At 66.3% G+C, this 24,511-nt stretch carries 14 protein-coding genes and 3 rRNA genes; 10 read left to right on the top strand and 7 right to left on the bottom strand.

Going from position 1 to position 24,511, the window contains the following annotated elements; all coding sequences use genetic code 11:
* Window positions 1-19 precede the first annotated feature (19 nt).
* A complete protein-coding gene (locus tag ACQP1K_RS21290; protein ID WP_433497465.1) occupies window positions 20-1,444 on the top strand; it encodes an NAD(P)/FAD-dependent oxidoreductase in 1,425 nt (474 codons plus the stop codon).
* Between the two features lie 285 nt (window positions 1,445-1,729).
* Here the strand turns inward: ACQP1K_RS21290 and ACQP1K_RS21285 are convergent, their stop codons facing one another.
* Both ACQP1K_RS21285 and leuE read right to left on the bottom strand, forming a co-directional pair.
* Window positions 1,730-2,608 (bottom strand): aryldialkylphosphatase, encoded by an 879-nt coding sequence (locus tag ACQP1K_RS21285; RefSeq protein ID WP_433497464.1) that lies wholly within the window; start codon window positions 2,606-2,608, stop codon window positions 1,730-1,732.
* Between the two features lie 76 nt (window positions 2,609-2,684).
* Window positions 2,685-3,356, bottom strand: a complete 672-nt coding sequence (gene leuE, locus ACQP1K_RS21280; protein ID WP_433497463.1) for a leucine efflux protein LeuE — start codon at window positions 3,354-3,356, stop codon at window positions 2,685-2,687.
* A 444-nt stretch (window positions 3,357-3,800) separates the two neighbouring features.
* Between leuE and ACQP1K_RS21275 the strand changes: the two genes are divergently transcribed.
* The 5 genes from ACQP1K_RS21275 (at window position 3,801) to ACQP1K_RS21255 (ending at window position 11,477) form a co-directional block, all read left to right on the top strand.
* Window positions 3,801-5,183 (top strand): helix-turn-helix domain-containing protein, encoded by a 1,383-nt coding sequence (locus ACQP1K_RS21275; protein WP_433497462.1) that lies wholly within the window; start codon window positions 3,801-3,803, stop codon window positions 5,181-5,183.
* 372 nt (window positions 5,184-5,555) lie between these two features.
* Window positions 5,556-7,502, top strand: coding sequence for a M4 family metallopeptidase (locus tag ACQP1K_RS21270; protein ID WP_433497461.1), 1,947 nt, complete (start codon window positions 5,556-5,558; stop codon window positions 7,500-7,502).
* 632 nt (window positions 7,503-8,134) lie between these two features.
* A complete protein-coding gene (locus tag ACQP1K_RS21265) occupies window positions 8,135-8,314 on the top strand; it encodes a hypothetical protein (protein ID WP_433497460.1) in 180 nt (59 codons plus the stop codon).
* A 49-nt stretch (window positions 8,315-8,363) separates the two neighbouring features.
* Window positions 8,364-9,815: a carbohydrate-binding protein gene (locus ACQP1K_RS21260; RefSeq protein WP_433497459.1), complete on the top strand. Its 1,452-nt coding sequence runs from the start codon at window positions 8,364-8,366 to the stop codon at window positions 9,813-9,815.
* 333 nt (window positions 9,816-10,148) lie between these two features.
* A complete protein-coding gene (locus tag ACQP1K_RS21255; RefSeq protein WP_433497458.1) occupies window positions 10,149-11,477 on the top strand; it encodes a hypothetical protein in 1,329 nt (442 codons plus the stop codon).
* 3 nt (window positions 11,478-11,480) lie between these two features.
* Here ACQP1K_RS21255 and ACQP1K_RS21250 read toward each other — a convergent pair whose 3' ends face one another.
* Entirely contained in the window at window positions 11,481-12,605 is a 1,125-nt protein-coding gene (locus tag ACQP1K_RS21250) for an AI-2E family transporter (RefSeq protein ID WP_433497457.1), read from the bottom strand.
* A 639-nt stretch (window positions 12,606-13,244) separates the two neighbouring features.
* Here ACQP1K_RS21250 and ACQP1K_RS21245 point away from each other — a divergent pair.
* From ACQP1K_RS21245 to rrf, 3 genes are all read left to right on the top strand, one after another.
* Window positions 13,245-14,764: ribosomal RNA gene (locus ACQP1K_RS21245) — 16S ribosomal RNA — on the top strand.
* Between the two features lie 588 nt (window positions 14,765-15,352).
* Window positions 15,353-18,463 (top strand): 23S ribosomal RNA (locus tag ACQP1K_RS21240).
* Window positions 18,464-18,582: 119 nt separating this feature from the next.
* Window positions 18,583-18,699: ribosomal RNA gene (rrf, locus tag ACQP1K_RS21235) — 5S ribosomal RNA — on the top strand.
* The 16S, 23S and 5S rRNA genes sit together here, the layout of an rRNA operon.
* A gap of 653 nt (window positions 18,700-19,352) precedes the next feature.
* Here the strand turns inward: rrf and ACQP1K_RS21230 are convergent.
* The gene (locus ACQP1K_RS21230) at window positions 19,353-19,817 is read right to left on the bottom strand and encodes an Lrp/AsnC family transcriptional regulator (RefSeq protein WP_433497456.1); all 465 of its coding nucleotides are present in this window, start codon (window positions 19,815-19,817) and stop codon (window positions 19,353-19,355) included.
* Between the two features lie 131 nt (window positions 19,818-19,948).
* Between ACQP1K_RS21230 and ACQP1K_RS21225 the strand changes: the two genes are divergently transcribed.
* On the top strand, window positions 19,949-20,833 hold the full coding sequence (locus ACQP1K_RS21225) for a phenylalanine 4-monooxygenase (RefSeq protein WP_433497455.1): 885 nt from the start codon (window positions 19,949-19,951) through the stop codon (window positions 20,831-20,833).
* A gap of 41 nt (window positions 20,834-20,874) precedes the next feature.
* On the opposite strand, the gene ACQP1K_RS21220 is transcribed toward ACQP1K_RS21225, so the two are convergent.
* The 3 genes from ACQP1K_RS21220 to ACQP1K_RS21210 form a co-directional block, all read right to left on the bottom strand.
* Complete coding sequence (locus ACQP1K_RS21220) at window positions 20,875-22,353, bottom strand: phosphodiester glycosidase family protein (RefSeq protein ID WP_433497454.1); 1,479 nt, start codon at window positions 22,351-22,353, stop codon at window positions 20,875-20,877.
* Between the two features lie 171 nt (window positions 22,354-22,524).
* Window positions 22,525-22,743: a hypothetical protein gene (locus ACQP1K_RS21215; protein ID WP_433497453.1), complete on the bottom strand. Its 219-nt coding sequence runs from the start codon at window positions 22,741-22,743 to the stop codon at window positions 22,525-22,527.
* 155 nt (window positions 22,744-22,898) lie between these two features.
* Window positions 22,899-24,509: a PucR family transcriptional regulator gene (locus ACQP1K_RS21210; protein WP_433497452.1), complete on the bottom strand. Its 1,611-nt coding sequence runs from the start codon at window positions 24,507-24,509 to the stop codon at window positions 22,899-22,901.
* Between the last annotated feature and the right edge of the window lie 2 nt (window positions 24,510-24,511).

The following is a 24,511-nucleotide window of genomic DNA, read 5'->3' as shown; positions in this document are numbered from 1 at the left end:
CTGTAGGGAAGTGAAATGTGTGGATCCGCTGAAGGCACTCGCTGACGCGGAGCGCAAGCCGTACTGGCTCGACCGGCCGATCGCGCCGGAGCCGCTGCCGCGGCTCGGGGGCGGGACGACCTGCGATCTGGCCGTGGTCGGTGGCGGCTTCTCCGGCCTGTGGGCCGCGCTGCTGGCCAAGGAGCGGGAGCCGTCGCTCGACGTGGTCCTGCTGGAGGGCCGTCGGATCGGATGGGCGGCCTCCGGCCGCAACGGCGGCTTCTGCGCCGCCAGCATCACCCACGGTCTGGGCAACGGGCTGCGGCGCTGGCCCGAGGAGATCTCCACGCTGGAGCGGCTCGGGCGGCGGAATCTGACCGAGATCGAGGCGACGGTCACGCGGTACGGCATCGACTGCTCGTTCGAGCGCACCGGCGAACTGCACGTCGCCACCGAGGAGTGGCAGCTCGCCGGCCTGGAGGAGGAGGCGCGGGCCGCCGCGTCGCTCGGCCTGCGGCTGGACCGGCTCGACCGGGAGCAGACGCGGGCCGAGGTGGACTCCCCGACATACCTCGGCGCCCTGTGGGACCGGGATGGGACCGCCATGGTCGACCCGGCCCGGCTGGCCTGGGGACTGAGAGACGCCTGCCTGCGACTCGGTGTTCGGATCTTCGAGCACACGCCGGTCAGGTCGGTGCGCGACGGTGGGAGGCCGCTGGAGCTGGACACCCCCGGGGGCAGGGTCAGGGCCCGGCGGGTGGCGCTCGGCACCGGCGTCTTCCCGCCGTTGCTGCGCAGGCTCGGGCACTTCCTCGTGCCCGTGTACGACTACGCGCTGATGACCGAGCCGCTGTCGCCCGCACGGCTGGCCGAGCTCGGCTGGCGGAACAGGCAGGGCGTCGGCGACTCCGCCAACCAGTTCCACTACTACCGGCTGACCGACGACAACCGGATCCTGTGGGGCGGCTATGACGCGATCTACCACAACGGCGGCCTGATCAAGGCGTCCCACGACCAGCGGGACGCCACGTTCGAGAAGCTCGCCAGGCACTTCTACGAGACGTTCCCGCAGCTCGAAGGGGTGCGCTTCACCCACCGCTGGGGCGGGGTCATCGACACCTGCAGCCGGTTCAGCGCCTTCTTCGGCACCGCGTACGGCTCCCGCCTCGCCTATGCGGTGGGCTACACGGGGCTGGGCGTCGGCGCCACCCGGTTCGGCGCCAACGTGATGCTCGACCTGCTCGGCGGGCCGGATCTGGGCGGTCCCGGCTTCGGCGGCGGACAGACCGAGCGGACCCGGCTGCGCATGGTCAGGGAGAAGCCGCTGCCGTTCCCGCCCGAGCCGTTCCGGTCGGGCGTCGTCCAGCTCACCCGCTGGTCGTTGGCCCGTGCCGACGCCCGCCGGGGCCGGCGCAACGCCTGGCTGCGCCTGCTCGACGCCCTGGGCCTCGGCTTCGACTCCTGATCCCCCACAGCCAGTTGCCGTGATCTTGTAATTGCTCGCAGATGAGTGCCTTGAGCTGGGACGACCCGCGTCGTGATCTTGCAGAAACTCGCACGTACCTCAATTGACCTGGGGAAACATCATTCGTGATCTTGCAGTGCAAGATCACGGGTGCCGAAGCCGCAGGTGGGGTGTGGTGCTTGCAAGTTTCTGCAAGATCACGAAAGGGGTATGTGCAGGTCAAGGGTAATGTCTGCGAGTTTTCGCAAGATCACGCCCTGGGGTGGGGGTGGGGGGTGAGGGGGATCACCCTTCGCCGGTCAGCCAGCACAGGGGATTCTCGCTGGTGATCAGGTGGAGGGTGTCGTCGTCGACGCCGGCGGCGGTCAGGGTGGGCACGAGCACGTCGAACAGCCGGCCGTACCCGTGCCCGCCATAGGCGGCGACGTGCTCCTGGCGCTCCACCCCGCTGCTGAGGAGCACCTGCTCGGCGTGGCCGGCGTCCAGGAGGGCGAGGGCGTGCTCGGCCTCGCGGACGCTCACGTAGGCCCCGGTTTCGGCGATCTTGCGCTGGGTGGGGGCGTCGGCGCCGCGAACGCTCAGGCGGTGCGCGGGAACGCCGTTGGCGAGCAGGAGCTCCAGCAGGTGGAGGCCCTCGGTGGCCACCGGGAGATCGGTGTGCAGCGAGGCACGGGCCGCCGCGATTACCGCGCGCTCCTCGGCGGGAGTCGGGGTCTCGCCCCAGGACGCCGCAACGATCAGCCCCGGGCGGGTGCCGGTCCCGTCGAGTCCGGCGCCGATCTCCCGCAGCAGGTCGCCGGTGAGCTCGTCCGTGTCGCGGTGCCGGATCAGCCCGCCGGAGAACGGCTCGGCCGCGAAGCCGGTCGCCGCCACGATGTGGACCCGGGTGTCCATGGCGACACGGGCCAGCGCGGCCGGATCCCTCGCCATGCCCAGGCAACTGTGCTCGACGATCAGCGTGAGGCCGTGCTCCCGCCCGATCACCCTGATCTCCGGGATGATGTGGCGTTCCTCGTCCAGCCAGCGGTACGGATCGGAGTCCACACCGATGGCCCAGCGGGTGTCGGTGCGCATATGCTCGTGGGGCAGCACCGGTCCGTTCAGCTCCGAGACGGGAACCGCGCCGGTGACGGTCTGGATGCGGGGGAACGAGGCGCCGGACATGCCCGGACATTACCTGATTTTTGCGTCCAGTGCCCTCTAACCTGCCAATTTGTAACGTTCTGTGGCTGTCTGTCGATCAGCTCAGCGTGGCCGTGGCCAGTTTGGCGCCGAAGCCCAGGAACAGGACGCCCGCCCCCGAGGTCAGGCCCGCCGACAGCCTGCGCCGCCGCCGGAAACGGTCGGCGAGGAAGGTGCCCCCGAAGATGAGCATCGTCAGATAGGCGAAGCTGAAGACCTGGATGATCAGCGCGAGGATCAGGAAGGACAGCGCGGGAGTGGCGTACGCCGGGTCCACGAACTGCACGAAGAACGCCACGAAGAACAGGATCGCCTTGGGGTTGAGCAGGCTGATCGTCAGAGCCCTGCGGAATGGGCCGTTCTCCGGCGGCATGGACTCCTCGGCCGTCTCGACCTCCTGGGGCGCGGCGGGGGAGCGCAGCGACCTCCACGCCGCGCGCACCAGGCCGAAGCCGATCCACGCCAGGTACGCCGCCCCGGAGTACTTGACCGCCGAGAACAGCAGCGGCGTCGACTTCAGCAGCGAGGCGACGCCGGCGGCGGAGAGGAACATCAGCACGCTGTCGCCGACGAAGACCCCGCACGCGGCGCGGTATCCGTACCTGACGCCTCGCCTGGCCGCGGCGGAGAGTACGAACAGCGAGTTGGGGCCGGGCAGCAGGATGATGAGGAACGAGCCGACGACGTAGGCCCAGATATTGGTGATGCCGAAGAACAACGGTGCTCCCACAGAAAATGATTTCTCACCTTATAGCCACACCAAGATCTACAGATCGCCTCCCGCCCGGTCCGGGAGATCCGCCGCGGGCCCGGAGGAGGCCCGTGGACGGCTTCGACCTCGGCCGGATCCACGACGACATGGACTTCGCCGGCGAGCGGGGACGAGAACGCGACAGAAGGCGTCAAATCGGGTCTTGTCGGGTATGCGCGGTAGAGCTACGATTCGACCGATCTTAATAAAATCTCCATAAAGAGGCGGCCGCCTACCAGATCAGCGCGACGTACCCGTTCGCGCACGCGCACCGGTCGCGCACGGCCACCGGACGCGTGCGGTGCACGCACGCTTCGGCGCCCTCGTGTACGCCCGGGCGGTCATGTCACCCGCAATTTCCGCGCACTCCTTGGGAGCCCGGTGGACGCCGAGACTGCTCACGCGAACCCTCCAGCCGTCCGGGTGCCGGCACGATGGGAGGAGTTCGGCCGATGTCTGCGGCACTGGCGGCGCCGGGCCGGACTCACCCAGGCGCAGGTCGGCATCCACGTCGGCTACGACCACAGCGCGATCAGCAAGCTGGAGGGCGGGAACCGGGAGCCGTCCCCGCGCCTCGTGCGCCGGCTCGACGACCTGCTGGGCACGGGCGGGGAACTTCAGGCGGCCTACACGGCCGCCGCCCTGCCGGGGCAGGCCGGGATCGGGCCCGGGCTGTCCCCGTCCGATCCGCTGCCCGGGGACGGCAGGGCGCTGCTGGCCGACCTGGAGATCCTCGAAACGCTGAGCTGGCCGTCGCATCTGCCCAGTTACGGGGTCGCGTGCCCGCTTCACGGCACCGACGGCTGCGTGGTGCCCGTTCCGGCCGAGGCGCTGTCGAGCTATCTCGCGTCCTGCGCGTTCGACCAGACCTCCCCGCCCCCGCAGAGCATCGACGCCGACGCCGTACACGTGCTGGCCGCGCTCCTGGCGGCGTACTGGCAGGCGGGTGACGAGCGGGCGGCCGCGATGCTGGTCACGGTGGTCGAGCACGCGCTGCACGCGATCGCGCGATGGATGGAGGTGCTCGCCGGGCCGTACCGGCGGGCGCTGCTCAGCCTCGCCGCCGGCTACGCGCAACTGGCCGCCGTACTGCGGATGCAGCGCGGCCGCAACGGCATGGCGGCGGCCTGGTTCGGCGCCGGCCTGCGCTGGGCGGCGATGGCCGAAGATCTCGAGACGCGGGTGTCCCTCCTCGGGGACATGAGCACGCTCGCGCGGCTGGAGAGCGACCCGCAGTCCGCTCTGGCGTACGCGCGGGGCATCCGCGCGGCCGGACCGGGCCGGGAGTGGGCGGCGGCACTGGCCGATCTCTACGAGGCCCGGGCACACGCGCTGGGCGGTGACGCGGCCGAGTGCCACCGGTACATCGCGCAGGCCAGGATGCACCTGGCCCGGTTCGGCGAACGCGACGAATTCGAGGCGCCCTGGCTGTGCGGCGCCGCAGGTCACCTCCACGTCGAGGCGAACACCGGCGGCGCGCTGCGCGACATCGCCGCGGTCACGGCCGGCCGGTCGGTGGCCGGTCTGGCGGTCCAGGCGATCGAGAGGTCGCTACGTCATCTGGCGCCGCACATGCGGCAGACCCGGGTGATGCTCACGCTACGGCTGGCCGACGGCTACGCCTGTGCGGGGAACGCGGAGGCCGCGCTCGTGGTCGCCGAGCCGGTGCTCGCCGAGGCGGTCGCCATGCCCACCTCCATGATCAGCCAGGAGCTTCGCGGTCTGCGCGACCGGCTGGTGGCCCGCTGGGGTGGACGGCTCGATGTACGCGATTTCGCCGCCAGAGCCGGCAGACCGCTTCTCTGATCTCCGCGGCCGGCTGTTCTCCCGCGAGCCGGTCTCCATCATCGCGGACCGGCCTGTCCGGGCTGATCGGGGGCCGGAGGCGGGGCGCACCGCTTTGTCGATTTCCTTGCCAACCGTGGCCCGAAGCGTGTCACTTCGTCATCATCTGTCACCTGCGTCCCGCCGGCTGTGATCGCGCTGCCGTACGGATCGACAGAGTTTGCATGATCCGTACAGATCGTTGACCCGGTCTGTCGGGATTGGGACGGTCTGGTCGCGGCGCTCCTGCCCTGTCCGGGCGATGAACGACCGGTACAGGTCCCGCGTCGATGTCGCGGTACGGCCATCCGGCCGGCACCGCGTGCCCCCACATCGTCTAGCAGCGAGGACAACATGAGAGGTTTCCTCCGAAGGCTGGCCCCGTTCGGCATCGCCGCCGCGGCCGTCGCGACCGCGATCCCCATGTCCGTGGCCGCCGCCTCGACGGCGACGGACCCGACCCCCGACCCCTCCGTCGTCGCCAGGGCCGACCAGGCCATCGTGCAGCACGGCGAGTCGGTGCGCGCCGGCGGCTCGGACAGGTACACCGTGTCGGTCGCCAACGTGGACGGCGACGGCGCGGCGCACGTGCGCTACATCCGGAAGTATCACAATCTGCGGGTCCTCGGCGGCGACTTCGTCGTCCACCTGAACAGGGACGGCGCCTTCGACGGGGCGTCGGTGGGTCTCGCGGCTCCGCTCACACTCGGCGTCACCCCCAAGATCAGCGCCGCGGACGCGGCGGCCGGGGCGAGGGACGCGTTCACCGGAGAGGTCGGCGAGATCGCCAAGCCGGAACTGATCGTCGACGCCTCCTCCGGGTACGGCAGGCTGGCCTGGGAGACCGTGGTCAGCGGCGTGGCGCAGGACGGGCAGACCCCGTCCCGGCTACACGTGATCACCGATGCGGTCACCGGGGCGGTCCTGACGTCGTTCGACGAGATCATGCATGTGGACGGCGTCGGCAACTCGATCTACTCGGGCACCGTGACGATCTCCACCTCGGGGTCGGGCGGCTCCTACAGCATGGTCGACGCCGACCGCGGCAACGGCCGTACCTGTGACATGAACAACCGCACCAGCGGCACCTGCACGACGTTCACCGACGCCGACAACACCTGGGGCAACGGCTCCAGCGGCAACCGGCAGAGCGCCGGCGTCGACGCGCACTACGGAGCGGCGACCACGTTCGACTACTTCAAGAACGTGCACGGCCGCAACGGCATCTTCGGCAACGGACAGGGCGTGCCGAGCCGGGTCCACTACGGCAACAACTATGTGAACGCCTTCTGGGACGGTTCCCAGATGACCTACGGCGACGGGTCGGGCAACTCCCGTCCGCTGGTCGCGATCGACGTGGCCGGGCACGAGATGTCCCACGGCGTGACCGAGCGCACCGCCAACCTGACCTACTCCGGGGAGTCCGGCGGCCTCAACGAGGCGACCAGCGACATCTTCGGCACCATGGTCGAGTTCTACTCCGGCAACGGCTCCGACCCCGGCGACTACGACATCGGGGAGAAGATCAACATCAACGGCAACGGCACCCCGTTGCGGTACATGTACAACCCGTCACTGGACGGCCGATCGCACTCGTGCTGGTCGACCAGCACCAACAGCGTCGACGTGCACTACTCCTCCGGCGTGGGAAACCACTTCTTCTTCATCCTCGCCGAGGGTTCGGGCAGCACGCAGTACGGCAACTCGCCGGTGTGCGGCTCGGCCTCAGCCGTGGCCGGCATCGGCCGGGACAAGGCGGCGAAGATCTGGTTCCGCGCGCTGGCCAACTACTTCACCTCCAGCACCCGCTACGTGAACTCCGGCAACCCCGGCAACACGGCTCGCGCCTACACCCTGCGCGCCGCGACCGACCTCTACGGCATCTGCTCCCTCGAGTACAAGACCGTGCAGGCGGCCTGGACCGCGGTCAACGTGTCCGGCAGCGACTCCTCCTGCAGCGGCACCCCGTCCCCGTCCCCGACTCCCGACACCTGCCAGGGGTATGAGACCGTCAAGACCGGCACGCTGAGCTCCGGATCCAACGCCTACCAGCCCGACGGCAGCTACTTCTACACCGGCGCCTCCGGCACGCACCGCGCCTGCCTGGACGGCCCCAACGGCACCGACTACGACCTCTACCTGCAGAAGTGGTCGGGATCCTCCTGGACGACCGTCGCTCAGGGCATCACCCCGGGCGCCGACGAGACCCTCAGCTACAGCGGTAGCGCCGGCTACTACCGCTATCGCGTCAACGCCTACAGCGGCTCCGGCGCCTACACCCTCGGATACGACGCGCCCTGATCTCTCAAGGGCGACCGGGCCCGGTTCGGCCACCTGGCCGAACCGGGCCCCTCCGTGTTCACCGGGAGGCTGCCGGGTCCTGACACCCGTGGTCAGAAAACATGCGGTTTGGGTCTTGTGCGGCCATCGCACATAGGGCTACGATCCGATCAACTCTTAGGAAACTTTCCTAACAGAAAGATGACTCGGAGCCGCATCATGGCCCTCTCGGACCCGTAACCTCCATCCGCGTCACGTCCCCAGGCGCCCCAGAGCGCCGTACGGCCGGCGCCGTCCTATCCGGCCGCCTCGGTTGGCCGCCGGCCGTACGGATCCCATGACCACCCCCCAACCCCCAGGAATCACCCCCTCCAACCCCCCGCATGATCTTGTAATTACTCGCACATGGCCGGTCTGGCCAGCGGAAAAACCGCCCGTGATCTTGCAGAATCTCGCAGACATCTCCTCTGAGCTGGCGAAACGTCCTCCGTGATCTTGCACTCTTGATGCACTGCAAGATCACGGAAGGTGAAGGTGCGGCTCACGACCGTACCCCGCTGATTTCTGCAAGATCACGATGAGTGTCGGGCCAGGTCATCGACCATGTCTGCGAGGTTTCGCAAGATCACGGTGAAAGTGAGAGGAATGTGTCCGTGCTAAAGCCGGCGGCGGTAGCCGTACTGGCGCTGGGAGCGACCGGCTGTGGCTCCTACCGGCCGCACGGCGTCTTCCTCGGCCCACGAGGCCTGATGACGTGGTCCATCAACCGGGACGAGTACCACGGTTTCGAGTTCTCCCGTAACCATCGGGCGTACCTCGACGGCCTCGGCTGATCGCGAGAAGCCCAAAATCACCCCCCATCCCCTTCCTCGAAGGACAGCCATGAGATCAAGCCGCACATTGACGGCGACTCTCACCGCCTTGGCGCTGTCGGTGACCGGTCTCGCCGTCACCGCCCCCGTCGCCTACGGCCAGGTGACCGCCGGGGCGAGCACGGCTCTCGCCGCCCCGGCCTGGGCGGCGTGGACCGCCTACAGGACCGGCGACCGGGTGACCTACAACGGCGTCGAGTACGAGTGCATCCAGGGCCACACCTCCCTGCCCGGCTGGGAGCCGCCGATCGTCCCGGCGCTGTGGAAGGTCGTCGGCGGCGGAGGAACCCCCAGCCCCAGTCCGACTCCTCCGGCGGGAGCGCCGGGCAGGCCGGGAACGCCGAGCGTCACCGGGACCACCACCAATTCGATCTCGCTGAGCTGGGGAGCCTCCTCGGGCACCGTCACCGGCTACCGCGTGTACGAGGACGCCGGGGTGGCGGGCACCGCGGGCGGGACCAGCACCACGATCTCCGGCCTCGGCGCCTGCACCACGCACACCTACACCGTCAAGGCGTACAACTCGAACGGTGAGTCCGTGGCGAGCTCGGCGGTCACCGGCACCACGAGCGGCTGCACGGGTGGCGGCAAACTGCCCGGCGCGCCGTACTTCTACACGGGCTGGGGCAACCCGCCCAGTCCGGTCACGGTCATGAACGCCACCGGGGTCAAACAGTTCACCATGGCGTTCATCCTCTCCAGCGGCGGATGCAACCCCGCCTGGGACGGCCAGCGTCCGCTGCTGGGCGGTCAGGACGCGGCGGCGATCTCCCAGATCAAGAACGCCGGCGGCAACGTGCAGATCTCCTTCGGCGGCTGGTCGGGCAACAAGCTCGGCCCGAACTGCTCCACGCCTGCCGCGTTCGCCGACGCGGTGCAGAAGGTCATCGACGCCCACCGGCCGGCCGTGGTGGACTTCGACATCGAGAACTCCGACGAGTTCGAGAACACCACGGTGCAGGACCGCATCCTCAACGCCCTCAAGATCGTCAAGCAGAAGAACCCGAGCGTCAAGGTCGTCGTCACGTTCGGCACCGCCACCACCGGGCCGACGTACTACGGCACGCGGCTGATCAACCAGGCCAAGGCGCTCGGCGTCGACATCGACAACTACACGATCATGCCGTTCGACTTCGGCGGCGGCGCCGACATGTACGGAAACACGGTCAACGCGGCCGAGGGACTGAAGAACGCGCTCAAGTCCGCGTGGGGCTGGCCCGACGCGACCGCGTACGCCCATATGGGCATTTCGGGCATGAATGGCCTGTCCGACCAGTATGAGCTGACCTCGGTGGACACCTGGACCAGGATCCGGGACTACGCCAAGTCGAAGGGGCTCGGGAGGCTGGCCTTCTGGTCGGTCAACAGGGACCGTCCCTGCCCCAACGGCGGCGTGGCCCAGAACTGCAGCGGAATCGCCCAGAACGACTGGGACTTCACCCGGGTGACCGCCGGCTTCTGAGCTGGAAGACCGGTTCCGATGACCGGGGCCGGGCGGGCCGGGACGCGCCCCGGCTCCGGCCCGGCCCGTGATCGGGCGGCCGGCACGACAGGAATCACCCCCCGTTACCTGTCGTGCCGGCCGCCGCTTCGCGTGGGGGCCAGCAGGCCGATGAGCATGCCAACGAAGGTCGCCACAGTGAGGGTGATCCAGAGCCGCATCTTCATCGAGGTCTCCCAGTTGTTACTGTGAGTGGCCAGAATACCGCGAATAGTGACAGAGCGCGACGGGGGGACCAGAAATCTTCCATCGAGTCGCCTCCTTCACCGTTTGTGGGGCACGCTTGGCTTCGCCATGCATTACGCAATCCACACAGCCCTCGTGCTCATAGCCGGAGTCGTTGTCGCGGTGGTCGCGGAGCGGAAGGGCTGGAAGCCCTCCCTCGCGGTGACCCTGGCGGTCGGCATCGGCGTCCGCGCGCTGATCCTGGTGATCGCCGCCACGGACGGATGGCAGCCGCCCGACTACGTCGGCAGCTTCAAACCGGCCGGTGAGGCGATCCTCAACCACCGAGACCCGGTGCTCGAGAGCAACGGCGGGTGGCACTTCCTGCCGACGATCCCCTACATGTACGGCCTGCTGCTCTGGCTGGGCATCCCCTGGGAGGTCACCGGCAGGCTGGTGACCGTGGCCGCCGACATCGTGCTGATCCCGCTGGTCGGCAAACTGGCCGGAGGCACCGCCGCACGGCTGCGCGCCTTCCAGTACGCGTGCAACCCGCTGGCGATCCTCGTCGCCTCCGTGCACGGCCAGGTCGAGCCGGTCTCGCTGGTCTTCGCCGTCGCGGCGTACGTCGTGGCCCGCGGGCCCGAGGGCTGGCAACGCCCCGAGCCGCTGCCCTGGCTGCGTCCGGGCGAGTTCCTACGCCGCCTCACGCACCCTCTGGACGCGGACCGCGCGGCCACCGGCCGGGCCGTGGGGGCGGGGCTGCTGATGGGGCTCGCGCTGTGCGCGAAGAGCTGGCCGGTGATCCTCGTGCCGGCGATGCTCATGCTCCTCCCGGGACTGCGCTCCCGCCTGGTCTCGCTGGTCGCGACCGGCGTACCGCCGATCCTGTTCCTGCTGTCGCTGCCGATCGGCGGCTGGACCAAGTGGAGCGAGCTCGACGACGTGCTCCAGGCCATCGGCCTGCGGCCCAGTGACGTACGGCCCATCACGGGCGACTGGGGCTGGACGGCCCTGCTGAGCGGGGGAGAGTGGAACCTCGATCCGGCTCCCGCGAGGATCGGCCAGTACCTGATCTATGCCTCGCTGGTCGCCTGCCTGATCTGGTGGCGCAGGGCCCACCCGGTCGACGTCACGATCGCGATCCTGCTCGCATTCATGATCTTCACGCCGCGGCTCGGCGCGCAGTACCTGCTGTGGTTCATGCCGTTCCTGGTCGCCCGGCCCACCCGCTGGGCCTGGCCGGCGATCCTCGGGTGCTGTCTGTGGGCGGCCCTGGGATATCTCGTGCTCACCCAGTTCCCCGGAGAGCAGTGGTACGAACTGCACAAGCCATGGGCGATGAGCTCCATCGTGCTGTTCCCGCTGATCATCGCGGCCCTGCCGTGGAGTCGCAGGCAGGCGGCGGAGGCCGACGCCTCGCCCGCCCAGCCCCAGGTGGGCGAGGAGATCAGGTGACGATCAACCGGTAGCCGGTCCCGCCGGAGGCGGGGTCGGCTTCGGCTCCGGAGCGGGTGGCCCCGCAGACTCGGGCGCCTGCTCCGGTTCCGGTTCCGGCAATGATCCGGAGAGCAGGGCCGCCGTCCATTTGCTCTCCGGATCGCTGTCGATGAGCAGGGCTCGTACGAGCAGGCTCAGCGGAATCGCCAGAAGCGCGCCCAGCGGTCCCAGAACCCACGCCCAGACGATCAACGACAGGAACGTCGCGGTGGTGGACAGGCCTACGGCGTCGCCCAGGAACTTCGGCTGGATGAACGACTGGACGACCACGTTGATCACGAGGTACGCGATGATCACCAGCAGCATGGTCTTCGGTCCGCCCTCCAGCAGCCCGAGCAGCGCGGGCGGGATCAGACCGAGGACGAACCCGATGTTCGGAATGTAGTTCGTGATCAGCGCGAGCACTCCCCAGAGCAGAGGCAGAGGCACGCTGAGCGCGTAGAGCGCGGCGACGTCGAGCGCCGCGCAGATCAGACCGAAGAGGGTCGAGACGATCAGATAGCGGCGGGTCCGGTAGGTGAAGGTCTTGAGCGCCCGGGTCAGGTCGGGGCGCTCGGCCGCGGCCGCGTTGACGATACGTGAGAAGAACGGGGCGTCGAGGCTCATCGCCAGCAGCAGCACCACGATCAGGAAGAGGCTGGACAGCACGCTCATCACGCTGCTCAGCAGACCCTGGGCCACCTCGATCACCTTGCCCGCGTCGAGCGAGGACAGCACCTCGTTGAGCTGCTCGCTGCCGTAGCCGAGGCCGGCGGCCCAGTGCCGGAGGTCCGTGACCATCTTGTTGAACTGCGTGGCGTAGGTGGGCGCGAGAAGGGCCAGCTGTGCGGCGGCGAGGCTGAGGATCGCCACCATGCTGAGCAGGACCAGCAGCACTATCGCGAGTGGGATGGCGATCTGCATCCAGGTGGGGGCACGATGCCGAGACAGCCAGTTGCGCACCGGCGATACGGCGATCACCAGGGTCAGCGCCAGGACGACGGGCCCGAGGATCGACCCGACCGCCTGAATTCCGGCCAATGTGACCACGGCGGCGGCCGCTCCGAGCAGCACCACCAGGGCGCGTGGGAATCCCTGTTGAATCACCCATCGTTTCTACCGTCTCCAAAAGATCCCGCAAGTCCCCGCGGACGGCCGTGTCCGGTCGGGTTCTGCCAGATCCTGTCCCGACCGCATGGTCGGCCGCGGTTGGTGTCCAGCTCTGGTAATCTTGTTGAGCCGGGTGATCCGGCGGATCTCTCTCCCGGTCGTTTCGACGGGGTGTGGTTCGTCCGGGTATGGTCTCGGTGTCTCCTCTTCTTTTCGGATCTTGGGTTCGCTGCGGTTTGCGTGGTGGGGTCGGGCCGGGTAAGTTAGAGGGGTTGCCCCGGAAGGGGTGGTCGGAATTCCCGCCGGGTGGCGGGGGTGATGTCAAGCGGGTTTGGCCGGGTTGCCGGTGGGGCTGGTTTGACAGGATCCTCCGGGACTGGCGAGAATAGATGACACAAAGTGAAGCTGATGTAACGCCCCGGATCCTGGGTCTGCCTGGCGGCTGGTCTGGGTGGTGGTGTACGCGTCCGTTTCTTGAGAACTCAACAGTGTGCTAAAAGCCAGTGCATTTTGATGCATTACCCCGTTCTCGCGCGCCCCTTTTTTTTGTGGGTGTGTGGGGGACGGATTCCTTTGATCGGCATCCACTGCTGTTTCGGTGGTGGTGGGTGTTGGCTGGGGTTTCTTTTCAGACATTGTTTGGAGAGTTTGATCCTGGCTCAGGACGAACGCTGGCGGCGTGCTTAACACATGCAAGTCGAGCGGAAAGGCCCTTCGGGGTACTCGAGCGGCGAACGGGTGAGTAACACGTGAGTAACCTGCCCCTGACTCTGGGATAAGCCTGGGAAACCGGGTCTAATACTGGATATGACCACTCCGGGCATCTGGTGGTGGTGGAAAGTTTTTCGGTTGGGGATGGGCTCGCGGCCTATCAGCTTGTTGGTGGGGTGATGGCCTACCAAGGCGACGACGGGTAGCCGGCCTGAGAGGGCGACCGGCCACACTGGGACTGAGACACGGCCCAGACTCCTACGGGAGGCAGCAGTGGGGAATATTGCGCAATGGGCGGAAGCCTGACGCAGCGACGCCGCGTGGGGGATGACGGCCTTCGGGTTGTAAACCTCTTTCGGCAGGGACGAAGTTGACGTGTACCTGTGGAAGAAGCGCCGGCTAACTACGTGCCAGCAGCCGCGGTAATACGTAGGGCGCAAGCGTTGTCCGGAATTATTGGGCGTAAAGAGCTCGTAGGTGGCTTGTCGCGTCTGCCGTGAAAGCCCGTGGCTTAACTACGGGTCTGCGGTGGATACGGGCAGGCTAGAGGCTGGTAGGGGCAAGTGGAATTCCTGGTGTAGCGGTGAAATGCGCAGATATCAGGAGGAACACCGGTGGCGAAGGCGGCTTGCTGGGCCAGTTCTGACGCTGAGGAGCGAAAGCGTGGGGAGCGAACAGGATTAGATACCCTGGTAGTCCACGCTGTAAACGTTGGGCGCTAGGTGTGGGGGTCTTCCATGGTTCCTGTGCCGTAGCTAACGCATTAAGCGCCCCGCCTGGGGAGTACGGCCGCAAGGCTAAAACTCAAAGGAATTGACGGGGGCCCGCACAAGCGGCGGAGCATGTTGCTTAATTCGACGCAACGCGAAGAACCTTACCAAGGTTTGACATACATCGGACGCGCTCGGAGACGGGTGTTCCTTTCGGGGCCGGTGTACAGGTGGTGCATGGCTGTCGTCAGCTCGTGTCGTGAGATGTTGGGTTAAGTCCCGCAACGAGCGCAACCCTTGTTCCATGTTGCCAGCGGCGGCTTCGGCCGGCCGGGGACTCATGGGAGACTGCCGGGGTCAACTCGGAGGAAGGTGGGGATGACGTCAAGTCATCATGCCCCTTATGTCTTGGGCTGCAAACATGCTACAATGGTCGGTACAGAGGGCTGCTAACCCGTGAGGGGGAGCGAATCCCTAAAAGCCGGTCTCAGTTCGGATTGGGGTCTGCAACTCGACCCCATGAAGTCGGAGTCGCTAGTAATCGCAGATCAGCAATGCTGCGGTGAATACGTTCCCGGGCCTTGTACACACCGCCCGTCACGTCACGAAAGTCGGCAACACCCGAAGCCCGTGGCCCAACCCGTTTGGGGGGAGCGGTCGAAGGTGGGGCTGGCGATTGGGACGAAGTCGTAACAAGGTAGCCGTACCGGAAGGTGCGGCTGGATCACCTCCTTTCTAAGGAGCATGTGGCCGGCTCGTGGCATCTGTTCTTTTCTGCCTTCGTGGTGGGAGTGGATGGGGTGTTGGGGGTTTGGTCTAGTGTCGCTGCGGTCACCGGCGTGTGTTCGGTGCGTGGCGTGCTGCTTAGTGGAGCACTGGTTATTCGGGTTGTTCTGGTCGGTCTGTTGGTGAGTACCGCCGTGGTTTCTGTCTCTTCATTCGTGTGGGGGTGGGGGTTGCGGAGTGGGAAAGGCATGGGGCGGGCTGGGAGAGTCCGGGCACACTGTTGGGTCCTGAGGGAACGGCTGTGTTCTGCTCTGGGCGTCGTGGGATGTTCTGTCCTTTCGCGTTGTGCGTGTGTGTGTTGCACGCTTTCGTGTGGGGTGGGGGGTTTCGCGGGGTGTCTGGGGTGGGTGGTTTTTCCTTCGTGCGGGGCTGGTCTCCTGCCATACCGGCTTGGGGCTTGCTTATGGGTCGTGGTCTTGTGCTCGTTGGGGTGCGGGGTTGCGGCTTGTGGGTGGGTTTCGGGTGTTTGGTGGTGGGGTGGGCTGGTTTTTCTGGTTGTTGTTTGTGAATTGCATAGTGGACGCGAGCATCTTTTGTGGCCAAGTTGTTTAGGGCACACGGTGGATGCCTTGGCATCAGGAGCCGATGAAGGACGTGGGAGGCTGCGTTAAGCCTCGGGGAGTCGCCAACCAGACGTTGATCCGGGGATGTCCGAATGGGGAAACCTAGCACCAGTCATGTGGTGTTGCCGCCGTCTGAATGTATAGGGCGGTTGGTGGTGACGCGGGGAAGTGAAACATCTCAGTACCCGTAGGAGAAGAAAACAATTGTGATTCCGTGAGTAGTGGTGAGCGAAAGCGGAGGAGGCTAAACCGTGCGCGTGTGATAGCCGGCGGGCGTTGCGTGTGCGGGGTTGTGGGAGCTTCTGGAGGAGACCGCTGTCTTCTCAAGCAGTGATAAATCGGTGTGGTAGTCGAACGTTCTGGGATGGGCGGCCGGAGACCGTGAAAGCCGGGTAGGTGAAATCATGCCGACTGCTGGGGGTTGTCCCGAGTAGCACGGGGCTCGAGGAATCCTGTGTGAATCTGCCAGGACCACCTGGTAAGCCTAAATACTTCCTGATGACCGATAGTGCACGAGTACCGTGAGGGAAAGGTGAAAAGCGCCCCGGTGAGGGGTTGTGAAATAGTACCTGAAACCGTGTGCCTACAAGCCGTGGGAGCGTACACAGGGTTCGCCTTGTGTGTGATGTGACTGCGTGCCTTTTGAAGAATGAGCCTGCGAGTCGTGGTGTGTGGCGAGGTTAACCCGGGTGGGGGAGCCGTAGCGAAAGCGAGTCTGAATAGGGCGTTTGAGTCGCATGCTGTGGACCCGAAGCGGAGTGATCTACGCATGGGCAGGGTGAAGCTCAGGTAAGACTGGGTGGAGGCCCGAACCCACCAGGGTTGAAAACCTGGGGGATGATCTGTGTGTAGGGGTGAAAGGCCAATCAAACTCCGTGATAGCTGGTTCTCCCCGAAATGCATTTAGGTGCAGCGTTGCGTGGTGCTTGCCGGAGGTAGGGCTCTGGTTGGCTGATGGGCCCGACAAGGTTACTGACGTCAGCCAAACTTCGAATGCCGGTAAGTTGAGCGTGGCAGTGAGACTGCGGGGGATAAGCTCCGTGGTCGAGAGGGAAACAGCCCAGATCGTCGACTAAGGCCCCTAAGCGTGTGCTGAGTGGGAAAGGATGTGGAGTCGCAGTGACAACCAGGAGGTTGGCTTAGAAGCAGCCATCCTTGAAAGAGTGCGTAATAGCTCACTGGTCAAGTGATTTTGCGCCGATAATGTAGCGGGGCTCAAGCATACCGCCGAAGTCGCGGCACCTGTGACTGGACGTTGTTCTGGTTGTGGGTGGGTAGGGGAGCGTCGTGCGTCCGGTGAAGCTGTCGAGTGATCGGTGGTGGAGGGTGCGCGAGTGAGAATGCAGGCATGAGTAGCGAGTCAGAAGTGAGAAACTTCTGCGCCGGATGACCAAGGGTTCCTGGGGCAGGTTGATCCGCCCAGGGTTAGTCGGGGCCTAAGGCGAGGCCGACAGGCGTAGTCGATGGATGACGGGTTGATATTCCCGTACCCGCTGTGGTGCGCCCATACTGAACCTGGTGATACTAAGAGTCCTTAGCCCCCTGTTGCCTTCGGGTGGCGGGTGAGGGTGAACGCTCGGCCTGAGCTGGTAGTAGGTAAGCGATGGGGTGACGCAGGAAGGTAGCCCATCCCGGGCGGTGGTTGTCCCGGGGTAAGCATGTAGGGCGAGGGGTAGGTAAATCCGCTCCTCATGTGCCTGAGGTGTGATGCCGAGCCGATTGTGGTGAAGTGGGTGATCCTATGCTGTCGAGAAAAGCCTCTAGTGAGTGCTGTGGCGGCCCGTACCCTAAACCGACTCAGGTGGTCAGGTAGAGAATACCGAGGCGGTCGGGTGAACTGTGGTTAAGGAACTCGGCAAATTGCCCCCGTAACTTCGGGAGAAGGGGGGCCTCTGCTGGTGATCGACTGTGCGTTGTGAGCTGGTGGGGGTCGCAGTGGCCAGGGGGAAGCGACTGTTTACTAAAAACACAGGTCCGTGCGAAGTCGTAAGACGATGTATACGGACTGACGCCTGCCCGGTGCCGGAACGTTAAGGGGACTGCTTAGCACTCTTCGGGGTGCGAAGGTGAGAACTTAAGCGCCGGTAAACGGCGGTGGTAACTATAACCATCCTAAGGTAGCGAAATTCCTTGTCGGGTAAGTTCCGACCTGCACGAATGGCGTAACGACTTCCCCGCTGTCTCAACCACAGGCCCGGTGAAATTGCAGTACGAGTAAAGATGCTCGTTTCGCGCAGCAGGACGGAAAGACCCCGGGACCTTCACTGCAGCTTGACATTGGTGTTTGGGGCGGCTTGTGTAGGATAGGTGGGAGACGGTGAAGCGGTGACGCTAGTTGTCGTGGAGTCATTGGTGAAATACCACTCTGGTCGTTTTGGATGTCTAACCCGCGCCCGTGGATCCGGGTGGGGGACAGTGTCTGGTGGGTAGTTTAACTGGGGCGGTTGCCTCCTAAAGGGTAACGGAGGCGCCCAAAGGTTCCCTCAGCCTGGTTGGTAATCAGGTGGTGAGTGTAAGTGCACAAGGGGGCTTGACTGTGAGACTGACGGGTCGAGCAGGAGCGAAAGCTGGGACTAGTGATCCGGCATCGGCGTGTGGAAGCGGTGTCGCTCAACGGCTAAAAGGTACCCCGGGGATAACAGGCTGATCTTCCCCAAGAGTCCATATCGACGGGATGGTTTGGCACCTCGATGTCGGCTCGTCGCATCCTGGGGCTGGAGTAGGTCCCAAGGGTTGGGCTGTTCGCCCATTAAAGCGGTACGCGAGCTGGGTTTAGAACGTCGCGAGACAGTTCGGTCCCTATCCGCTGCGCGCGCAGGAGACTTGTGAGGGGCTGTCCCTAGTACGAGAGGACCGGGACGGACGAACCTCTGGTGTGCCAGTTGTTCCGCCAGGAGCATGGCTGGTTGGCTACGTTCGGTAGGGATAACCGCTGAAAGCATCTAAGCGGGAAGCTTGCCTTTAGATGAGGTCTCCCACCCGTTTGGGGTAAGGCCCCCTGTAGATGATGGGGTTGATAGGCTGGGAGTGGAAGCGCGGTAACGTGTGGAGCTGACCGGTACTAATAGGCCGAGGACTTGACCACAATCTTGGTGTTTGCGTCCACTGTGTGATTTTCGAGCAGCAACCGGACCGTGCCCGCGTGCGTGGCCCTCTTTTTGTGGGGTCGGTGTGTGGGGTTGGTGGTTGGCTGTTTGGTAGGGTTACGGCGGTTTTAGCGGTTGGGAAACACCCGGTTACATTCCGAACCCGGTAGTTAAGCCTTCCAGCGCCGATGGTACTGCATCCGTGGGGGTGTGGGAGAGTAGGTCGCCGCCGGACAATTGTTGTGTGCGGGCCGTCCCTTGTGGGGCGGCCTGCACGCGTTTCCGGGCTTTGTGCGTGTGTGGGTGTGGGGCGTGTGTTCGGGGGGTGGTGTGGCCCCCCGTTTTTTGTTGTGTGGGTGGAGGCGCTTCGGGGCTGTTCCTTGTCGGGCGGCCTGCGTGTTTCTGGGTCTGGTCGCGTTGTGCGGGGCTGGGTCGTTGGCGGTGTGTTCGGGGGGCGTCCCCCGTTTTCTGTGCCGGGTGCCGGGCGGGCGGGTGTCGGGAGGCCGTGGGTGCCTCCCTTTTTTTGTTTGCGGCCGGGGGTTCGTGGGGGTCGGTTCGTGTTGGCCGTGGGGGCGGTGCTGTGGCGCGTCCGTGGTGTGGGTGGGGGCGGGTGGGTGTTCCGGCCGGCGTAAGACCGTGCCGGGACCACCGCGCCCGGGGAGGCCGGAGGCCTCTGCCGCCAGGGCGTGACTGTCACGGCCGGCCGGAACAGCTGCCCGTCCCTGCCCGCACCTGTCAGGGCACCCGGCCCCGGCCACCCCACCACATCAAACCCCGCCACCCGCATCTCCGTACACCACCTGAAACCCCGCCACCACCTCAACCCTGCCCACCCCACCCCACCACCTGACCCGCCGCCACAAGAGCCCAACCCGGGCGCTCTCGTGATCACTTCGCAGCGGCGGCCGCCAGGAGGGGTTCGATGCGGAAGGGAATCTGGGTGGACAGTGCGATCGTCGTGTCGGTTCGTTGAATGGCGGGGGAGGCGAGGATTCTCGCGATGATCTCTTGGAGGTGGGGGGTGTTGCGTGCGACAACGCGGCAGAGCAGGTCGGCCTGGCCGCTGGTGCCGTACACCTCGAGGATCTCGGGGATCTCGGTCAGTGAGTGCACGGCCTCGGTGAGTTTGCCCTGGGCGATCTGAAGGGAAGCGAACGCGAGGATCGGATAGCCGATCTCCTCGGTCACCACGGTGGGTCCGAAGTCGCTGATCACGCCGCGTCCGGTGAGCTTCTCAAGTCTTGCCTGCACCGTTCCCCGGGCGACGCCGAGCAGCCGGGCGAGCTCGGTGAGCCCGATCCTGGGGTTGGCGCGCATGGCGACGAGGAGACGGCTGTCGAGCGAATCCAGCATGTGTTCGAGACTACGCGGGACTGATCGGATCGACCAGTGAAGTCCCCGTTCGTCTACTGATATTGAGCACCTCGCCCACCTGAAGTGGTCACTCTTGCCAGCCAAACCCCGACTTGCTGTCATATAGAAGTATGTTCGAGGAAGCACAGTACTTCGCTCCGGTGGAGACCCGTGACGATGGATCCGTCGTCGTCGAGTTGGCCAAGAGCCATCCGGGGTTCGCTGACGCCGTTTACCGCGAGCGTCGCAACGCCATCGCCGCGCTGGCGCTCAACCACACGCCGGGCGAGCCGATTCCGCATGTCGAGTACACCGCCGAGGAGCACCATGTCTGGGCGCTCGTGACCGGTGAGCTGGCGGTGAAGCACCGTACGTATGCGGTGCGGGAGTTTCTCGATGCGGCCGAGCGGCTCGGGCTGCCGCGTGACCGTATACCGCAGCTTCAAGAGGTCAGCGAGCTGCTCGCGCCGCTCACCGGTTTCCGTTACCTGCCGGCGGCCGGGTTGGTTCCGCTGCGGGAGTTCTACGGCGTGCTGGCGGACGGCCTGTTCCACTCCACGCAGTACATCCGGCACCATTCGGTGCCTTTCTACACTCCGGAACCGGACATCATCCATGAGGTGATCGGCCACGCGAGCACGCTCGCGTCACCACGTTTCGCGGAGCTGTACCGGCTCGCCGGCCGGGCGGCGCGCCGGGTCGAGACGGATGAGGCGCTGGAGTTCGTCTCCAAGGTGTTCTGGTTCACGTTGGAGTTCGGTGTCATGCGGGAGGGGGCCGAGCTCAAGGCGTACGGCGCGGGCATCCTGAGCTCTTACGGCGAGATCGAGGAGTTCCGGGGGATGGACATCCGGCCTCTCGACCTCGCCGCGATGGGCACCACACAGTACGACATCACGAAATATCAGGAGGTGCTCTTCGAGGCGGCCTCGCTCGATCATCTCGAGGATGTCGTCGGCACGTTCTGGGACATCTGCGACGATGACGCGATCGCCGGGCTGGTCTCGGTCACCTGATCGTCGGACGGATTCGGCGAAGTGCCCGCGTGATCACCTGTTCAGCGGGTGGTGTCGGGGCCGAGGATGAGCAGCGCGTCTCCGACGGCTCGTTCCGCGCCGTCGGAGGGGTGGTTGACGACCTTCTTGCCGATCACCATCGCGGTCGAGCCGCCGCCGTCGAGGTTGATCGCGTCTCGGGCGCCCAGCCACTTCATGATCGCCGCCGCTTCGAAGAAGGACGCGCCGACGGTCTTGCCGGGGGCGCGTCCGTCGACGACCGCGATGATCAGCTTGCCGTTCCTGGTGACCCCGGCGAGTGTCCGTGGGTGTCTCCGTACGATCATGTTGACGTTCGCCATGCCGTCCCGGGACGCCGTGATGGAGATGCGACCACCGCGGACCAGGCCGATGGCCCCGCCGATGATGTTGGTTCGCGGCGTGAGCGGGATGGTCTTCCTGGTCCTCAGGTCCGTGATCGTGGTCGTGACCTTGATGGTCGAGCCTTCGGTGGCGTTCTCCCAGAGCCAGTCGGCCGCCGCGCCCACGCCGTGGAGGACGCGGGTGCCGGGGGCGACCTTGCCGCCGGCCGAACGGACCTGTACGACCTGGCCGGACGCGTCGAGCACGGCTTCGGCGCCGTCGTTCTTGGGGGTGGCCCGGCCGAGTTCCTCGGTGTACATCACGAGCTCGTCGGGTTTGGGCACGCGGTTGACGCCGGTCACCTGTACGGCGGTTCCGCCGCTCGGGCGCGCGACCACCGTGGACGACAGCTCGGTGACGCGTGCCGTACGCCCCTGGAGCACCAGGCCGACCCGGCCGGTGACCGCTTCGCTGAGCAGTTCGCCGCCGACGACCGAGATCCCGGTGGGGTCACCGCGGAACGCGGGTAGCGTGTGGATGTCGAAGAACCCGCCGTTGACCGCGGCGATCGCCTTGGCCGACGCGGCCATCTCGGTGACCTTCTCCCGCTTGGCGGTGCTTCTGCCCAGCGAGGACTGGAAGGATCCGCGGAACTTCCGTGGATCGACCGTGATGACGCGGACGCTCCAGGGCCCGGTGGTGGCGAAGCCGTCGTCGCCCTGCCAGTCGACCTTGGCGGATATGCCCGCCTCCTTGAGCTGCTTGACGATCTTGGCCGCCTCGCTCTTCTTGTCGAGCGGCCAGCTCCCCACGCGTACCATCCAGTAGTCCGCGGCCGGGAGGTCCGCCACGGCGGGCCGGGTGAACTTCACCATGAGGGGTTCGAGTCCCGCCGCCTGGATCGCCTCCGCCTGAGCCTGGGCGGTGGCCTCGGACATGAAGTCCTTGCCTTTGACCACCACGCTCACCGTGTAGCCGTCCTCCGAAGCGCCGTGTCTCAGCACCGAGTAGGTGACACCGGGGGCGATGCTCTTGGCCGCCGACGTGGGGACTCCCGGCACACCGAGGGGGAACTTCGTCGTCGGGAGGCCCGAGACGGAGTCGGCGAGTGCCGGAGCCGAGAGGGTGGTCATCGTCACGGCCAGGGCGGTGGCCGCCATGGCCAGGTGGCGTCTCATGCGGTTCCTCTCCAGGGTGATGATCCTTCCCTGGACCATCGTGACGAGAACCACTGGAGAATGACGCCAAACGCCGAAAAAGCAACAGAATTGAGCCTGTTTTCCCGATAAATCCCCGCAAAGTGGATGAATGGAACGAGTGCCTTAGATAGGCACTATTAGGATGAACGATTACGACGGGGATGTCCGGCCGTCCATCTCCCGGGCCTGCCGTACGAAGTCCTGGGCGGAGCGGGCCTCGACGTGGATCAGGGCCCCGTCGCGTCCGCGGGACATGCCCCAGTAGCACATCGTGGCCTCGCCCCACCAGATCGTCCACTTGGGGAAGCGGGCAGACAGCGCGCGCACGACGATCGCCGGGCTGACTTGAGGTTCGATTCCGGTCTGCACTCTTCGAGCAAACACGATTCGATTCGTGATCACGAGTCTACGGAGGGTAGTCGGTGAGATAGCTTTTATACGCGGGCATGCAGACCTGACTTCCGGTGTGCGCCATCTCAACAAGCCGAGGCGCACAACGGGCAAACTGCCCGCGACCACAGAGGTCAGGGATTCTCGCGGCGAAACGTCTCCAGGGCCAGCAGCGCGACGTGCAGGGACAGGCATGACTCCACGTCGTCCAGGTTTGTGTCGAGAACGCGCTCCAGCCGCCGCAGCCGGTCGTAGAAGGCCGGCCGGGAAAGATGCGCCTTCTGGGCGGCGACGGCCTTGTTGCGTCCCGCGTCGAGGTAGATCCGCAGAATTCTCGTGAGGTCACCGTGTCGCTGGGCATCGTGCGACAGCAGCGCGCCCAGCTCGCGTTCGGCGAACGTCTGGAGCCGCGCGTCGTCGCGCAGCAGGTGCAGCAGGCCGCGCAGCCGCAGGTCGGGCAGACGGTAGAAGGCCCGGCCGTCGGGCTGGCGCACCGCCACCTCCGCGACCTGCTCGGCCTCGAGGAAGCTGCGCCGTACGTCCTTGACCGACTCCACCACGGACCCGGCGGCCAGCACGAACGGAGAGGCGAAGGTGGCGCGCAGGCGTTCGGCCAGCGCGCCGAGGGCGGCCTCGGCCGGGGCGCGCGGCGGGAGGGGCAGCAGCACGCCGACCCGGTTCTGGTCGAGCGCGCCGACCAGCGCGGGCAGCTTGATCTCCCGGCACGCCGCCGCCGCGGCCTCGGCGAGCTCACCGAGCCTGGCCTGCTCGCCGAGCGCGGTGCCGGGCGGTGCGGTGAGCCGGACCACCGCGCTGATCAGCCTGCGGCCGGTGAGCGGCACGCCGACCGCGCGGGCACGGGCCGCCGCCTCATCGGGATTGGAGAAGGCATGGGTGAGGATGCCGGTGATTATCGTGCCGTGCGCCTGCCGTTCGAGGGACTCCTTGTGCCGTTCGAGCAGCCGGCCGAGGGCGAGCGTGGTGGCCGCCCGCTCGACCAGCACGATGTCGCGCGGGGTGGGCGGAGTGTCGCAGAACATGATCAGCCGGCCCCAGTCCTGCCCGCGGGCGCCGACCATGGTGACCAGCCAGCCGGCCGCGGTGTCGTAGGCCGTTCGCTCCGCGGGGGAGACCGAGCGGGAGCGGCTTTCCCAATTGGTCAGGATGACGCCCGTGTCGGCGCCGGCGGCATCGCAGGCGAGGACCTGGTGGGCCAGGTTCTCCAGCAGGACGGGGCATCCGGAGAAGCGCGTCACCTGACCGAGGACCTCTGCCTGGGACGCGCCCTCGACGGACAGCGCGGTGAACACCTCGTGGAGCTGCTCGGAGGCCCGCAGCTCCTGCAGCTGGCAGTCGATGATCCGCGCGTGGACCGACTCGGTGATCTGTACGAACGGCGTCTCGCGGGCCAGGGTGATCAGCGGCAGACCGTGCTCCTCGGCCGCCTCGACGATGGCGTGGGGCAGCTCGCGGACGAACCTGCGGCCCAGCTCGACGATCAGGCCGGAGGCCCCGACGGAGGCCAGGCCGGAGATGTACTCGGCGAGCTCGCCCGGCTCGCCCGGCAGGGCGACGCCCGTGGTCAGCACGAGCTCACCCCCGCGCAGCAGATGCGCGATGTCGGCGATCTCGCCCACGTGCACCCAGCGGACCCGGGTGTCCAGCCGGTCGACGCCGGCGACCACGCGCGGACTGCCCCGACGTACCGTGTCCAGCGCCAATACATCGGCGACCGTCGGCAACATGT

The organism is Sphaerimonospora sp. CA-214678 (genome assembly GCF_050942215.1).
Classification (GTDB): domain Bacteria; phylum Actinomycetota; class Actinomycetes; order Streptosporangiales; family Streptosporangiaceae; genus Sphaerimonospora.
Note: the sequence above shows the minus strand (reverse complement) of the source record. Positions and strands in the feature narration are given on the sequence as shown.

What these genes read in the sequence shown, in the direction of transcription:
- ACQP1K_RS21210 (WP_433497452.1), bottom strand. Translation starts at nt 24,509, where the DNA reads ATGTTGCCGACGGTCGCCGATGTATTGGCGCTGGACACGGTACGTCGG.
- ACQP1K_RS21220 (WP_433497454.1), bottom strand. Translation starts at nt 22,353, where the DNA reads ATGAGACGCCACCTGGCCATGGCGGCCACCGCCCTGGCCGTGACGATG.
- ACQP1K_RS21270 (WP_433497461.1), top strand. Translation starts at nt 5,556, where the DNA reads ATGAGAGGTTTCCTCCGAAGGCTGGCCCCGTTCGGCATCGCCGCCGCG.
- ACQP1K_RS21225 (WP_433497455.1), top strand. Translation starts at nt 19,949, where the DNA reads ATGTTCGAGGAAGCACAGTACTTCGCTCCGGTGGAGACCCGTGACGAT.
- ACQP1K_RS21285 (WP_433497464.1), bottom strand. Translation starts at nt 2,608, where the DNA reads ATGTCCGGCGCCTCGTTCCCCCGCATCCAGACCGTCACCGGCGCGGTT.
- ACQP1K_RS21260 (WP_433497459.1), top strand. Translation starts at nt 8,364, where the DNA reads ATGAGATCAAGCCGCACATTGACGGCGACTCTCACCGCCTTGGCGCTG.
- ACQP1K_RS21230 (WP_433497456.1), bottom strand. Translation starts at nt 19,817, where the DNA reads ATGCTGGATTCGCTCGACAGCCGTCTCCTCGTCGCCATGCGCGCCAAC.
- ACQP1K_RS21255 (WP_433497458.1), top strand. Translation starts at nt 10,149, where the DNA reads ATGCATTACGCAATCCACACAGCCCTCGTGCTCATAGCCGGAGTCGTT.